At 27.7% G+C, this 14,774-nt stretch carries 10 protein-coding genes; 6 read left to right on the forward strand and 4 right to left on the reverse strand.

Going from position 1 to position 14,774, the window contains the following annotated elements:
• The first annotated feature begins 64 nt into the window (after positions 1–64).
• The 6 genes from P161_RS0109275 (at position 65) to P161_RS0109300 (ending at position 11,329) form a co-directional block, all read left to right on the forward strand.
• Positions 65–6,784 carry a PAS domain S-box protein gene (locus P161_RS0109275; protein WP_026776729.1) on the forward strand — a complete coding sequence of 2,240 codons (6,720 nt, stop codon included), beginning with the start codon at positions 65–67 and terminating at the stop codon, positions 6,782–6,784.
• Entirely contained in the window at positions 6,781–7,422 is a 642-nt protein-coding gene (locus tag P161_RS0109280) for a response regulator transcription factor (protein ID WP_026776730.1), read from the forward strand. Before P161_RS0109275 ends, P161_RS0109280 begins: the two co-directional genes overlap by 4 nt.
• A gap of 193 nt (positions 7,423–7,615) precedes the next feature.
• Positions 7,616–7,987, forward strand: coding sequence for a response regulator (locus tag P161_RS0109285; RefSeq protein ID WP_026776731.1), 372 nt, complete (start codon positions 7,616–7,618; stop codon positions 7,985–7,987).
• 496 nt (positions 7,988–8,483) lie between these two features.
• Positions 8,484–9,464 carry an NADPH:quinone oxidoreductase family protein gene (locus P161_RS0109290; RefSeq protein WP_026776732.1) on the forward strand — a complete coding sequence of 327 codons (981 nt, stop codon included), beginning with the start codon at positions 8,484–8,486 and terminating at the stop codon, positions 9,462–9,464.
• A gap of 58 nt (positions 9,465–9,522) precedes the next feature.
• Positions 9,523–10,554 (forward strand): AraC family transcriptional regulator, encoded by a 1,032-nt coding sequence (locus P161_RS0109295; RefSeq protein ID WP_026776733.1) that lies wholly within the window; start codon positions 9,523–9,525, stop codon positions 10,552–10,554.
• A gap of 316 nt (positions 10,555–10,870) precedes the next feature.
• Complete coding sequence (locus P161_RS0109300) at positions 10,871–11,329, forward strand: hypothetical protein (RefSeq protein WP_026776734.1); 459 nt, start codon at positions 10,871–10,873, stop codon at positions 11,327–11,329.
• Between the two features lie 131 nt (positions 11,330–11,460).
• On the opposite strand, the gene P161_RS0109305 is transcribed toward P161_RS0109300, so the two are convergent.
• The 4 genes from P161_RS0109305 to P161_RS0109320 all read right to left on the reverse strand — a co-directional run bounded on the left by P161_RS0109305 (position 11,461) and on the right by P161_RS0109320 (position 14,769).
• A complete protein-coding gene (locus P161_RS0109305; protein WP_026776735.1) occupies positions 11,461–11,784 on the reverse strand; it encodes a hypothetical protein in 324 nt (107 codons plus the stop codon).
• 11 nt (positions 11,785–11,795) lie between these two features.
• On the reverse strand, positions 11,796–12,350 hold the full coding sequence (locus P161_RS0109310; RefSeq protein ID WP_026776736.1) for a hypothetical protein: 555 nt from the start codon (positions 12,348–12,350) through the stop codon (positions 11,796–11,798).
• A gap of 187 nt (positions 12,351–12,537) precedes the next feature.
• Positions 12,538–14,319 carry a CHASE3 domain-containing protein gene (locus P161_RS0109315; RefSeq protein WP_026776737.1) on the reverse strand — a complete coding sequence of 594 codons (1,782 nt, stop codon included), beginning with the start codon at positions 14,317–14,319 and terminating at the stop codon, positions 12,538–12,540.
• A 3-nt stretch (positions 14,320–14,322) separates the two neighbouring features.
• The gene (locus P161_RS0109320; RefSeq protein ID WP_026776738.1) at positions 14,323–14,769 is read right to left on the reverse strand and encodes a response regulator; all 447 of its coding nucleotides are present in this window, start codon (positions 14,767–14,769) and stop codon (positions 14,323–14,325) included.
• Between the last annotated feature and the right edge of the window lie 5 nt (positions 14,770–14,774).

Raw genomic sequence — 14,774 nt, forward strand, 5'->3', positions numbered from 1 at the left:
ATATGATTGATTACAAAAGAGTTACTTTTTTTTCATATTTTTAAGTTCATTATATTCCCAACTTATGAGATTTAAAGAATACTCTAATAAATTAGTATCCTCTACAAATATTTCTATCATTTATTTTATAATATGTTCATTATATATTATTTTTTCAGATAGATTTTTACTGCTCTTTTTTGAAGAAAATATTTCTAATGAAACTTTAAGTGAAATTCAGTCTTATAAAGGTGTGTTTTTTGTTTTAGTGAGCTCTTTACTTATTTATTATGCTTTAAAAAAAAGAGATAAAATAGTAATAGAGTACACAAAAAATCTAAAAAAAAATCAAAAACAGTATCAAGATCTTTTTGAAAACATGTCTCATGGAGTTATTTATGCTACTCCAAAAGGAATCGTTACTTCTGTAAACGAATCTACTTTACAAATTTTAGGTATAACTGAAAAGGAGATGATTGGGAAATCTATCTTTGATACTTCTTGGAAACCAATAGACAGTAAAAGGGAACTTATAGGTTTACATGATAACCCAGCAAAAAGAGCTATCACTAATAAAAAACCAGTTCGTAATAATATTGTTGGGGTTGTTAATGTTAAAACAGGTTTGTACACTTGGTTAAAAGTAAATGCAATACCTGAGTTTGAAAATGGAAATAAAGAACTTTTTAGGGTTTGTGTAACTATAGATGATGTTACTCAATTAAAAACATATCAAGAGGAATTAGAGGAGTCTAAAGATCAAATTAACGTATCATTAAAAAAAACACAATTCAATGAGTTTTTATTAAAAGAAGCTAGCAAGTTGGCTAAACTTGGCGCTTATGAGGTGCATATAGATTCTCAAAATGCTTATTACTCTCACTTATTACATGATCTTTTTGAGTTTCCTGCAAATGATAAATTTCCTTTAAAAGGTGTTTCAAAATTTCTTACAGAAGAATCTAATACTATTTTACAGGAAGGAGTTAAAGCATGTATGGAATTTGGTACCATAGTGGATGAAATTCTGGATCTAAAAGTTAAAGATGATAAACATTTAAAATATAGAGTAATTATTAAGCCAATTTATAATGAAAATAATAAAATTATTGGCAGAAGAGGGGTTGTACAAGACATTACAGAACAGAAAAAAGTAGAAGAAAAAATAGTACAAAGTGAACAACGCTTTAAAGCTTTAGTTCAAGAAGGCTCTGACTTATATGCAATAATAGACAAAATAGGAAACTACGTTTACATGAGTCCTTCTAGTATGAGAATTATTGGCATACCACCAGAAGAATTTATAGGTAAAAATGCTTTTGAATTTCTACACCCAGATGATACTGAAAATGCTTTAGAAAGTCTTAACAAAGTTATTACTGAAGATAGGGTTGTTATGCAACACTATAGAGCTAAAAACCATAAAGATAAGTGGAGATGGGTAGAAACAGTGTTAACTAACATGCTCAATAATCCTGCAGTAAATGGTATTGTTGTAAACTCAAGAGACATCACAGCTCAGGTTGAACAAGAAGAAAACTTAATTAAAGCCAAGGAAATAGCAGAAGAAAATGAGCATAAAATGAAAGAGGCTCAACAACTTGCTAAATTAGGCAGTTGGTATTATGATGTTATAAATAAAGTATCTGAATGGTCTGAAGAAACTTATAATATATGGGGGTTTGATTCAGCAAAAACTTCAATAGAATTTTTAGATCACCAAAAGAGAATTAGCCCAAAAGATTGGGAGTACTTTATAGCTGTAGTTGATAATGCAACTAAAAAAGGAATTCCTTTTAAGATGGAATTAGAGCTAACAATGCCTGATGCTTCTAAGAAAATTGTGAATGCTATAGCGAAACCAATTTTTAATGAAAAAAATCAAGTAATTGCGTTTAAGGGAACAACCCAAGATATTACAGATCAAATTGCAATTGAAAATGAATTAAGACAAGCCAAAGATAAAGCCGAAGAAAGCGAATATTCTATTAGAGAAGCTGGTAGAATTGCTAAAATAGGCTACTGGTCTTATGATAAAGAGAAAGATATAATTTCTTGGTCTGACCAGATTCATAAAATATATGGTACAAATCCTGAAAAAGAAGTTCCAAGTTTGGATGTTATTCTTAGCTTTTTTACTGAAAAATCAAAAAAAGAAATTGTAGAAGCAACTATAGAATTAGCCACAAAAGGAACACCTTATGAGTTAGAGCTAAATTTGATTAACTATAAAAATGAAAATATTTGGATTCGTAATCTAGGGCAACCCGTTTATAATGACCAAAATGAAATTATTGGTAGAAGAGGTGTTTCACAAAATATTACCAAAGAAAAAAATGATCAATTGGCCTTATTAAAAGCAAAGGAAAAGGTTGAAAGGAATCAAAATATCATGAATCAAGCAAGTAAAGTGGCTAAAATAGGATATTGGTATCAAGATCTTGTTCATAATACACTTACTTGGTCAGATTATATTTATCAGCTTTATAAATTAAAACCAGAAGATGATATTTTAAGATATGATGTTGCTAAAAGTTACTTTGATGCTGAATCTCAAGAAAAGATAAGCATTGCAAATAAAAAATTAAATGAATTTGGTACTCCATATGATTTAGAATTAAGAGTTGTTTTTTCTGAAAATGAAGAACTTTGGATACGAAACATGGTGCAACCTGTTTATAACGAGCATAAAAAAATTATTGGTAAAAGAGGTGTTATACAAAATATTACAGAAGAAAAAAGTTTACGAGAACTAAATAGGCAAGTGGCTAGTTTAGCTAAAATTGGAAGTTGGGAGGTAAACTTAGTTGATAAAACAGTTTTTTGGTCAGAAGAAGTACATATAATTCATGGCACAAATCCAGAAACCTATAACCCACAATTAGATGAAGCTATAAATTTCTACAGAAAAGATTTTCATGAACTTATAAAATCTAGTGTTGAAAAATGTATATCGAAGGGCAAATCTTATGATTTAGAAGCTGTTATTATTACAGCAGATAAAAAAGAATTATGGGTTCGATCAAATGCAAAAGCAGAATTTAGTAACGGCGTTTGTACACGAATTTTTGGTAGTTTTCAAGATATAAATGAACGTAAACAAGCCGAAATTGCTGTTCAAGAAAGTGAAACTAAATTCAGGACTATTTTTGAAATTGCTTCTTTAGGGATTGCACAGGTTGATCCATCCAATGGTAAAATAATTCTGATTAATTCGTATTATGAAACTATTACAGGATATTCTGTGGAAGAATTACTGCAGATGAAATTTTCAGAACTTACACATCCTGATGATCTTGAGGGCGATTTGGAATTATTCTATAAAGCAGCTCGTGGAGAAGAGGATTATAGTAATGAAAAGCGTTATATTAAAAAAGACGGTAATATTGTTTGGGTTCGTATTCATTTAGCCTTTATAAGAGACGAAAACGGAAACCCTAAAAAAACAGTTGCTATTTGTGAAGATATTACGCAACGTAAAGAAGCTGAATCAAGATTACAATCTTTAGCAGATAATTTGCCAGGAGTAGTTTTTCAATATTTTTTATATCCAGATAATACAGATAAATTAAAGGCTATAACAGCAGGTTCACAAGAGGTTTGGGGTTTTACAGCGAAAGATGTGGAGCAAAATAATCAGCTAGTTTGGAGCCAAGTTGAGGCAGGTGGAGATCTAGATATTGTTAAAACAAGTATTTCAGAATCAATAAAAACTCAAACCAAATGGTCTGCTCAATGGAAATATGTGATGCCTAATGGAGAAATTAAAACACATTTGGGTTATGGATCTCCTAATTTGTTAGCAGATGGCACTGTAATGTTTAATTCTGTAATTTTAGATGTTACTGAAGAGGCTAAAAATGAACTTTTACTTGAGCAAACCAACAAAATAGCAAAAATTGGTAGTTGGGAAATGGACTTGATAAGCCAAGAAGGAGATAAGATGTTTTGGTCTCCAAGTATAAAAGAAATATTAGAAATAGATAGTAACTATAACCCTACATTAAAAGATGGAATAGAATTTCATATAGGAGAAAGTAGAGAACGAATAAAAAATGCCTTAATGCTTTTAATTAAAGATGGTATTGAGTTCGATGAAGAAATTTTATTACGCACAGCAACAGGCAAACAACGTTGGTGCAGAGCTATTGGTAAAAGCGAAATAATAAATGGAAAAAACACTAGAATTTATGGAAGTTACCAAGACATCCATGAGAAAAAAATTGCCATGCAAGAATTAAAGAAGAGTTTAAAATCTTTAAAAGATTTTAAATATTCTTTAGATCAGTCTGCTATTATTGCTTTTACAAATCAAAAAGGCGAAATTACCTCTGTAAATGAAAATTTTTGTGACATAACAGGTTACAATAAAAATGAGGTTATTAGGAAAACATTAAAAATACTTAATTCTAATTATCATTCAGAATTATTTTTTAAGGAATTATGGAAAACAATAACTTCTGGCAAAGTTTGGCGTGGAGAAATAAAAAATAAGACTAAAGATGGTTCTTATTATTGGGTAGATGCAACTATAGTTCCTTTTTTAGATGAAAATAACAAACCGACCCAATATTTAGCAATCAACTTTGATATTACTGAAAGAAAAAAAGTAGAAGAAGAAAAAACTAGATTCCAAGAAACTCTAGAAAATAGTTTAAATGAGGTTTATATGTTTGATTATGAAACTTATAAATTTATTTATGTGAATAAAGGAGCAATTCAGAATTTAGGATATTCAAAGGAAGAAATCAAAGAGTTAACCCCACTCGATTTAAAAGCAAACCATACAGCATCCACTTTTAATGAATTATTAGCTCCTTTGCACAATAATGAAAAAAGTAAAGTAGTATTTTTTACAAATCATATAAGAAAAGACGGAAGTATTTATCCAGTAGAAGTCCATATAACCTTAGTTGATGAAGCCAATCATAAAAATTTTATTGCTATAGTTTTAGATATTACAGAACGAAAAAAAGCGCAAGAAAATTTACTTTTAACAACAGAACGATTACGAATAGCAACAACGTCTGTAAAAATAGGTATCTGGGATTGGGATGTTGTTAACGATATCCTAACTTGGGATGATAGGATGCTTGAGTTGTATGGAGTAAAGAAGGAAAATTTTGACGGAGCACTAAGTGCTTGGCAAAAAAGTGTACATCCTGATGATTTAGAATGGACAAGTAAACATTTGTTAGATACTATAAATGGAGTACATAATTTTAATTCAGTTTTTAGAGTTGTTTGGCCAGACAAATCCATACACTATATTGAAGCAAATGCTACTGTTATTAGAGATAAAGAAGGAATTGCTTTGCGAATGATTGGTGGTAACATAGATATTACTGAGTCAAAGAAAATACAATCAGAAATTTTAGAAGCAAAAGAACAAGTAGAAATTAGTGAAGCTAAATTTAAATCGTATACAGAAAAGTCTCCTATTGCAATTTTTACAACAGATTTAAGTGGCAGTTATACCTACGTTAACGAAACCTGGCTTAGTTTAACAGGATTGGTTTTAGAAGAGGCTTTGAGTCCCTCAGGTTGGTCAAAAGCTGTACATCCTAGCGATTTAAAAAAAGTAAATAAGAATTGGTATAAATCCGTTAAATCTAATGGAAAATGGAAATATGAGTACAGGTTTATTAATAAAAAAACTGAAAACATTATTTGGGTAGAAGCCACTGCAAAAGAACTCTTTAACGATAAAAATGAGCTTATTGGTTATCTTGGAACCAATGTAAATATAACTGATAGAAAGAAGGCAGAAGAAATGTATCGATTATTGGCAGACAATACTAATGATATTATAGCGCTTCAAGAACCTAATTCAAACATTAAATATATAAGTCCTGCTGTAGAAAGCTTATTGGGGTATAAACAAGACGAATTACTCAAAAAACAATTTAGGGAAGTAATTCACAAGGATGATATGACTTATATTAACAAAGAATTTAATGAAAAACTCTTAAAGGGAATTGTCATAGAAGCAATAACTTATAGAGCTCAGCATAAAAAAGGTCATTTTGTTTGGTTGGAAACTTTAATTTCGCCTATCATGAAAGACAACGAAATTGTTTCTCTAATATCAACTAGTAGAGATGTTACACAATGGATGTTTGCAAAAAAAGAAATAGAAGATTACCAATCTTCTCTTCAAAAATTAACGAGTGAAATTTCTTTAATCGAAGAAAAACAAAAAAAAGAAATTGCAGCTAATATTCATGATCATTTAAGTCAATCTTTAGTAATTTCAAAAATGAGAATTACAGAGTTGGAAAAGAAAACCGAATTAAAAAATATACAAAAAGATCTTGAGTTTATAAAATCACATATCTCTAGTGCGTTAGAAAACAGTAGAACAATAACATACGAACTTTCTCCACCTGTTTTATATCAATTAGGAGTGGTACATGCCTTAGATTGGTTTGCAGAAGAAATAGAAGAAAAATACGGTATTAAATTTAACTTTAATAGCAATGTAGACACTATTAAACTTACTGATTTTAAATCAATTTTAATATTTCGTTGTGTTCAGGAAGCTGTTACAAATACTATAAAATATGCAGAAGCAACTTTGATAACTTTAGAGTTGATTAAACATAAAAATGCAGTTGATATTTTAATTACAGATAATGGAAAAGGTTTTGATACTGCTGTATTAAATACTGGTGGAAATTCTAGTTCTGGTTTTGGTTTATTTGCAGTAAAAGAGCGTATTAGAAGTTTGAATGGGAAATTTATAATTACATCAGAATTAAAAATTGGTACAAAGATTAAAATTTACGTACCTTTAGACATATGAATTCCTCAAGAAAAATAAATATCATTTTAGTTGATGACCATCAAATGTTACGAGATGGTTTAAGGAATCTTATTGAGCAAAAAGCAAACTTGCAAATTCTTGCAGAGGCATCAAATGGCAGAGAGGCTATTAAATTGTGTGCAAAATTAAACCCAGATGTAGTAATTACAGATATTTCTATGCCTAGTTTAAATGGTGTTGAAGCTGCAAAACAAATTCTTAAAGATAATCCAGAAATTAAAATTATTGGTCTTTCTATGCATGCCAATAGAAAATTTGTGCAAGCCATGTTTCAAGCAGGAGGTTATGGCTATTTATTAAAAGATGGTGATGTAAATGAGTTAATTACTGCAATTACTACTGTAATGCAAAATAGAAAATACCTTTCTAAAAATATCAATCAAGATTACTTATATTCTTTAAACGAAGACGAAGATTTAAAAAAAATAAGTAGTAGAGAAACCGAGGTTTTACAACTATTAGCCGAAGGAAAATCATCTAAAGAAATAGGCGAAGTATTGTTTCTTAGTTCTAAAACTGTAGATGTTCATCGAAATAATTTAATGAAAAAATTAGATTTACACACCATACCTGAACTTACAAAATTTGCAATTCGTGAAGGTTTAACATCTTTATAATTTGCAAAAGAAATAGTATAAATAATTATTGATACATTTTTATACTTCTTAGGTTTAAGTTTTTGTCTTTTACTGATACCAATACATAATTATATGCTTCTTTTTGAATTTGTTAGTAACAATAATTAAGAATTATGCTTAGATTTTAAAAGACTAACTTTTACTATATTTAAAGTTCAAAGAAACTTAAATTTTGGCAACAACTAAACACAATCTTTTATTAATTGAAGATGATTTTTGTATTGGAGAAAAGTTATATAATTCTACAAAAGACTTAAAGAACATCCATACAGTTCACTTAGCTGTAAATTTACAAGAGGCAAAAACGAGGTTAATGCAAACAAACTACAATGTTATTGTTCTTGACTTAAATTTGCCTGATGGCAATGGAATAGAATTGTTAAAGTGGCTTAGAGAAAAAAATAAGCTTGTAAAAGTGTTTGTATTTTCTATAAATATCGAGCTAAAAAGAATGTGTTTAAAAAATGGTGCTGATGCTTTTTTTGATAAATCTCAAGACTTCGATTTATTAATTAGTGAAATTTCAAATAGTTTATCATTATAGAAAAATAAGTGCCAATAATTTTAAGAATAAAATTATGTTCATTTAAAAGCAGCATATTTTATTTTTAATAATCAAATTTCCTGATTTTCTAAAATATTTTCGATATTTAACTAAACTTGCTTTACTTATAAATCTAAAAAAAGCTAAACGTTTAAAGTTTAGCTTTTATTTATTATAAAAAGTTGGGGGACACCTAATTTACTACACTCCAAATATAGGTAAGAATTGAGATGTAGGGAATAAGCAAATTACCTAATTTTTGTTTAACTTATTAATATTTTCGTTAAACTAAAATCAGTTTTAATAATAAAAGTCTAAAACATTGGTGGTTTAGCTTCATTTATTTAAAATATTTGGAGAGATTTATTTAAATCTTAAATGAAAAATTAGCTATGTTTTAGTTTTTATAAAAAAAAACTAATCAACTAATTAATAAGGAAACTATCCTTTTTAAAATATAATAAATGTATTTTTAAACACTGTTTAAATTTTTTATATGAAAGCAATTCTTTGTACAAAATTCGGAAAACCAGAAACTCTACAATATAAAGAAATAGAAACGCCCTCTATTAAAAGTGATGAAATTCTATTAAATGTAAAAGCTTGTAGCTTAAATTTTCCAGATACTTTAATTATTCAAGGCAAATACCAGTTTAAACCTGAGTTTCCTTTTTCTCCAGGAAGTGATGTTGCAGGAATTATAGAAAAAGTTGGTAAAGATATTACGCATTTAAAAAAAGGAGATGAGGTTGTTGGTTTTATTCCTTTTGGCGGTTTTGCAGAAAAAGCTGTTGTAAAAGCTAAAGATTGTTTCCCCAAACCAAAAGGAATGAGTATGGTAAATGCGGCTGCTTTTTTATTAGCTTACGGTACTTCTTATCATGCTTTAAAAGACAGAGCAAATTTACAAAAAGGAGAAACTATTTTAATTTTAGGTGCTTCTGGTGGTGTTGGTTTAACAGCTTTAGAGTTGGCAAAATTAATGGGTGCAAAAGTTATTGCAGCAGCGTCAACTAAAGAAAAGTTAGCTTTATGCCAACAGTATGGAGCAGATGAGCTTATTAATTATACTGAAGAAAATTTAAAAGATACAGTAAAAGAGTTAACCAAGGGAAAAGGTGTAAACATAATTTACGATCCTGTTGGAGGTGATTTTTCTGAACAAGCTTTAAGAGCAATTGCTTGGAAAGGAAGACATTTGGTTGTTGGTTTTGCCAATGGTGAAATTCCTAAAATACCAATTAATTTAGCATTGTTAAAAGGCGCAAGTATGGTAGGGGTTTTTTGGGGTGCATTTGTTCAAAAAGAACCCAAAAAAAGTTTAGAAAATAGTATACAATTATTAACATGGTTTGCAAAAGGAGATTTAAAACCACATATTGATAAAATATATTCTTTAAAAAATGCTCCTAAAGCATTAGAAAGTATGATGCAAAGAAAAACGAAAGGTAAAATTGTAATTGATATGGAATTGTAATTCTTCGTTAAGTTTTTAACATTATGAATTAAAATGTATCTTGCTCAAAAAAAATATAATGTCCCAAAAATTTGCTATAGAAGATCATTTTGTAGAAGATATTGTAAAAGAAATGGCAATAAATTTAAGTGCCGATTTTAAAGAAGAAGATAATATTACTTCTTTTAAAATTCCCGAAATTAATGGAGTTGGAGAAGTTTTAGCAGTACAGTTTGCATCTGGTTTAGGGATTATGAATTCAGCTTATAAGCTAAATGAAGATTTGGTTTTAAAAATGAACAAAAATAGGATTAATCCGCTAAAGTTTGTTTTTAATCTAGGTGATACATTTTATCATAATTTTGGAAAAGAAGGTGATTTTGAAAGTATTCCTAAATACAGTGGAGCTATTATTGGAAGTTCTATTGATAAAACTCATTCCTTTAAAATTCCAAAAGATAAAAATATACATATATTTAGTTTAGAATTAAATAGAAATTTATTTGAACATAAATTGGCTTCCTTTAAGTTTAATTTAGGAGATGAATTAAGCAAACTTTTGAGAGATGTAAAGGCTGAAAACCCTTTTTTTTACACCTATCCTTTTGGCTCAGAGGAGTTTGAAATGATTCATAAAATACTACATAATACCAAAAAAGGATTTATTGGTTCATTATATAAAGAAGGAGTAACGTACACTATTTTGTCCAATACTTTAGAAACCTATTTAGGAAATACTTTAGATAATGATATTGACACATTATCAGAAAAAGATACAGATCAAGTTGTAATCATATCTAAATTTATTGAAGATAATTTAAGCGATTTACCAACCATTGAAGAAATTGCGAATAAAAACTTTTTATCAGAAAGTAAACTTCAAAAATTATTTAATATTTACTATAGTTGTTCTGTACACGATTTTACGCGAAATAAAAGATTAGATAGAGCTAGAATTTTGTTAGAAGATGCTAATTATACTATTGCAGAAATTGCAGATGAATTAGGGATTAGAAGCAACAGTTATTTTTCTAAAATATTTAAAGAAAGATATGGAGTTACTCCATCTAAATATAAAAATTCTAGATTATCTGAAATCAGAATTTATTAAAACCAGCTATAAATTTATTTTTTGATTTATAATTAAAAACTTTTTAGCTTTTTCCACATATATTTATCTGCCATTGGGCTTTTAACATTTGTTAATGCTAAAAATGCTTTCTTGTTTTTAAAACTTTTTTTTTAATTATTTCAATTAATTCTAAAACTTAAGTTTTTAAACTTACGCTTTGTAAAGTTTAAAAAAAACGATATTTGAAAAAATAAAGTACTGAAATACGTTATCAATTGTCTGTAAATTGTTAAAGTGAATCGCTTTTAAGGAGTAGTTTTGTGAAGTAGTTTATTGGCTACAAAAAAAATGTACTATGATGAAGCAATTGGAATTAAGTTTATTTTTAGATTCTTTTTTAGAAAATTCTATTCAAAAAGAAATTGGCTATTTAAAAATGTCTGAATGTGTTGAGAATTTGTATTTAAAACCTGTTCTTAAAAAAAAGCATGTAGAATCTTGTCAACATTCAATAGATTTAAAAAAATGTTTTTTGGAATCTAATATTACTCCATCAAAAAAAACATATGGAACAGAATTAAAATTTGATAAATGGATGAATACAAACTCTATTTTGAAAATTACTGATAAAAAGAGAATGTTGAATGAAATTATTTTAGCAGAAGAAAAATGTATTGCAGATTACAACTTATTACTTATCAACAAAGATTTACCACTAAGCTTAAGAACTATAATTAATAATCAAAAAAAATCTGTAGAAAAAAGTTTAATAGAACTTAGAAATTATTCTCTTTTAGAAGGAATTTTATTCTAAAAAAAATACTAATTTTTCATGAGAACTGAATTTTAAAATAGTGTAAGTCTAATTTTCTATCACACATAAAAAAACCTTTAAAATTTAATTTAAAGGTTTTTTATCATTTTAAATGGTATGTAAACATCATATTACTCTTTTAATGTAATTTTTAAAACAGCTTTAGAGTCGCAAGTATTATTTTTAAGTTTATTAGGTGCAATTAAAAGCTCGAAAGTTTTACCTATATAATTGTTTGGTGCTAATTCAAAATCTTTAAAAAGTTTATCTTCATCATCTTCAATAGTAATAGCTTTTTCATCTATATCTGTAAAAAAATATAAGTTACCTTCATTACCATCAAATACAGCTTCATCAATTTGAAAACTATTATTGGTCTCTAATGCAGTTACATCAACATTTGTAGTTGATATAAACATAACAATGGTTCCTAAAAGAGTGGCTAAATATTTCATGATTTTGGTTTTTAAATAGTTAAAAATGTAGTTTCAATTTCGTGTATAGATTTTAAATTCGTATCTATTATAGGTATTATAGAATCTGTTAATTCTAAAATTATTTTATTAGATGAGCTGTTTTTAAGAGAGTTTACAAGCTCTTTTTGTTTTATAACTTTACTTTGAATCATTTCAATTCTTTCTTCAAAAATTAATTTGTCATATAATCTTAGTGCATTTTTTTTGTTGTTATAAGGCACAGAAACCATTATTGCAGAAGATGCTAACTTAATTTCATCTAAAATTTTAATGTGTTTCATTTTTAAATTATTGATAATTTTTCTTTTCGGTTCTTCAATTTCCGAATTTTCTACGATTTCACAAATATCAATTACTTCAATAATAGTTTCACTCGTATTTACTAAAAGTTTGGCTTGTTCTTTATTAGTTTGTACTCGTTCAGAAGAAATTATCGATGATTTTTCATTTTCATCATTCTTGTTTACAATGTAGTTACAAGAGTAAAGTGTTAAAATGGTTATTAAAATTAAAACAGCGTGTGTTTTTTTGCTAATTCTATACATAATACTATTTGATATTTTATACCACAAAGATCAGCATAAGATCAACATTTTATGTTACATTTTTTTTTGGGTCAGTTATAAAATTCCCATATTTGAGGTTTCAAATACTAAAAATCTTTAAATTAGTATTCAGTTTTGGTTAAACTAAAAGCAACTATTTTTAAAAGTATACTTTAATAATTAAATATTAAATAGGCAAGTAAACTTCAAAAATGGCTCCTTTATCTGGTGTTCCGTTTGCAAAAATATAGCCTTTGTGGTTTTCTACTATTTTTTTACAGATAGATAAACCAATACCTGTTCCAGAAAAATCGCTTTTTCCATGCAATCTATTAAAAAGAACAAATATTTTTTCTGCATATTCATTTTTAAAGCCAATTCCATTATCTGTAAACGTTAATTTATGATAATGTTCTTTTTTAGGTTTTATCAACTTATCTTCTTCAATAGCATTTATTCTATGATATTTAATAGAAATTTCTGGTGTGGAATCTTGCTTTTGATATTTTATAGAATTGCTAATTAAATTAGAGAATAGTTGTTGAATTTGAAAAGGTATTACATGCATAACAGGAAATGTATCTGAAGTAATCAAAGCATCAGAATCTGATATTGCTTCTGCTAAATCTTGTTTTGCACCTTCTAAGATTAAATTTATATTCGCTGTTTCAAAGACTTTTTCAGATTTATTGGTTCTAGAAAACTGTAAAAGATCGTCTATTAATAAACGCATTCTTGAAGCTGCATTTTGTATTCTAGAAATATATACATGTCCGTTTTTAGATAAATTATCAGACTCTTTATCTACTAAACGCGATAAGAATGTTTGAATTTTACGCAAAGGTTCTTGTAAATCGTGACTTGCAACATGGTTAAAAGCAGAAAGTTCTTTGTTGTTTCTTTCTAGTTCAGCATTTCTTTCCTCTAACAGTCTAAAGCTCTCAAACTCGTCAGTAACATCTGAAGTTGTACCAATTAATTTTTTAACACCATCTAATTCTAACACTTGCGCATAAGATTTAAAGCGTTTTATGTTGCCACTTTTTTGAATTATTCTAAAATGTACAAATGGTAAATGTTCATTTTCCATCATATCCTCTACATCATTTTTTAGTTTTTCTCTATCATCAGGATGTACATAACTCATAAAAGTATCTAAATTAGGCTTAAAAGATTGAGGTTGCTCACCTAACAATCGATATAGATTATCAGAATACGTATAGGTTTCTTCTTCCATATCCCAAATCCAGTTACCATGTTTGCTAATTATTTCTGATTGATTAGCAGATTCTTTAAACGTTTCTAGTTCTTCATTATAAATTTTTAAAGATTCAATATCTTTCGTTATTTTGTAATAAGCTAATAGAACGAGTGCAATAGACAAAAGAATAAGGAAAAATAAAAAAATGGGAGTTAACAATGCATCACTTTGGTAATTTTCTTGTCTTCTTGATAATTCCTCTCTTTCGTGAGTAATCATTTCAGAAATCTTATTTCTAATGGAGTCCATTAATACTTTACCTTCAAAAAAAACAGGGTCAAATTTTGGGCTTTCTAAATTATCATTGATAGAAAAACTGGACGATCTTTCAAAATTATTAAGTCTTTTATCGATTAAAGAACTTAAATCTTTTAACTTGTTTTGTTGAAAATCGTTTTCTTTTGTAAGTTCTTTGAGTTCTGCAAAACTATTATTGATACTTTCTCTACTTTCTATATAAGGCTCTAAATAAAGAGAATCATTTGTAATAATAAAACCTCTTTGGCCAGTTTCTGCATCTTTTAAATAAGATAATATTTGCTCTAATTGCACATTAACCATGTAGGTTTCTACAACTAAGTCAGAAGATTTAGAAAGGTTTTTTGTTGTTTTAAAAGCTACAGCTCCTGCTACTAAAATAATCAATAAAGCTATGTAGAAAGCTATTTTAATAAATAAAGGAGACTTTTGCTTAATTCTTGTAATCATTGTTTATAAACGTAATAAAAAGTTATCTTTATTTAATCCATTTGTATGATATTGCCAATTTAAGGTAACAACATCAGACAATACTTTTTTCAAACTCTTAAAATCGCTAGGTTTTTTGATATATATATTTGCACCTAATACAAAGGTGTTTTCTACATCTTCTTCGGATGATGATGTAGAGTAGATTGCAATGGCAATATCTTTAAATTTTTGATTTGCTCTTAATTCTTTTAAACAGTCTAAGCCAGATTTTCTTGGCATATTTAAGTCTAAAAAAAGGACTTCTGGTAAAATAGCATCTTTACTATTAAAATAATCCATTAAAAAAACACCGTCGTTAAAAGTACTAACTCTGGTATTTATTTTTAATTCTTCAAAAGCCTCTGTAAAAAATAATCTATCATCTTCATCATCATCTGCCAATACAACATTTATATAATTATCATTCATAACTT

This window comes from Polaribacter sp. Hel_I_88 (assembly GCF_000687935.1).
In the GTDB taxonomy this organism is placed as follows: Bacteria; Bacteroidota; Bacteroidia; order Flavobacteriales; family Flavobacteriaceae; genus Polaribacter.

Excerpts from the sequence above, each read along its gene's own strand:
- P161_RS0109300 (WP_026776734.1), top strand. The coding sequence starts at position 10,871 with ATGATGAAGCAATTGGAATTAAGTTTATTTTTAGATTCTTTTTTAGAA.
- P161_RS0109320 (WP_026776738.1), bottom strand. The coding sequence starts at position 14,769 with ATGAATGATAATTATATAAATGTTGTATTGGCAGATGATGATGAAGAT.
- P161_RS0109310 (WP_026776736.1), bottom strand. The coding sequence starts at position 12,350 with ATGTATAGAATTAGCAAAAAAACACACGCTGTTTTAATTTTAATAACC.
- P161_RS0109305 (WP_026776735.1), bottom strand. The coding sequence starts at position 11,784 with ATGAAATATTTAGCCACTCTTTTAGGAACCATTGTTATGTTTATATCA.
- P161_RS0109275 (WP_026776729.1), top strand. The coding sequence starts at position 65 with ATGAGATTTAAAGAATACTCTAATAAATTAGTATCCTCTACAAATATT.
- P161_RS0109295 (WP_026776733.1), top strand. The coding sequence starts at position 9,523 with ATGTCCCAAAAATTTGCTATAGAAGATCATTTTGTAGAAGATATTGTA.
- P161_RS0109280 (WP_026776730.1), top strand. The coding sequence starts at position 6,781 with ATGAATTCCTCAAGAAAAATAAATATCATTTTAGTTGATGACCATCAA.
- P161_RS0109290 (WP_026776732.1), top strand. The coding sequence starts at position 8,484 with ATGAAAGCAATTCTTTGTACAAAATTCGGAAAACCAGAAACTCTACAA.
- P161_RS0109315 (WP_026776737.1), bottom strand. The coding sequence starts at position 14,319 with ATGATTACAAGAATTAAGCAAAAGTCTCCTTTATTTATTAAAATAGCT.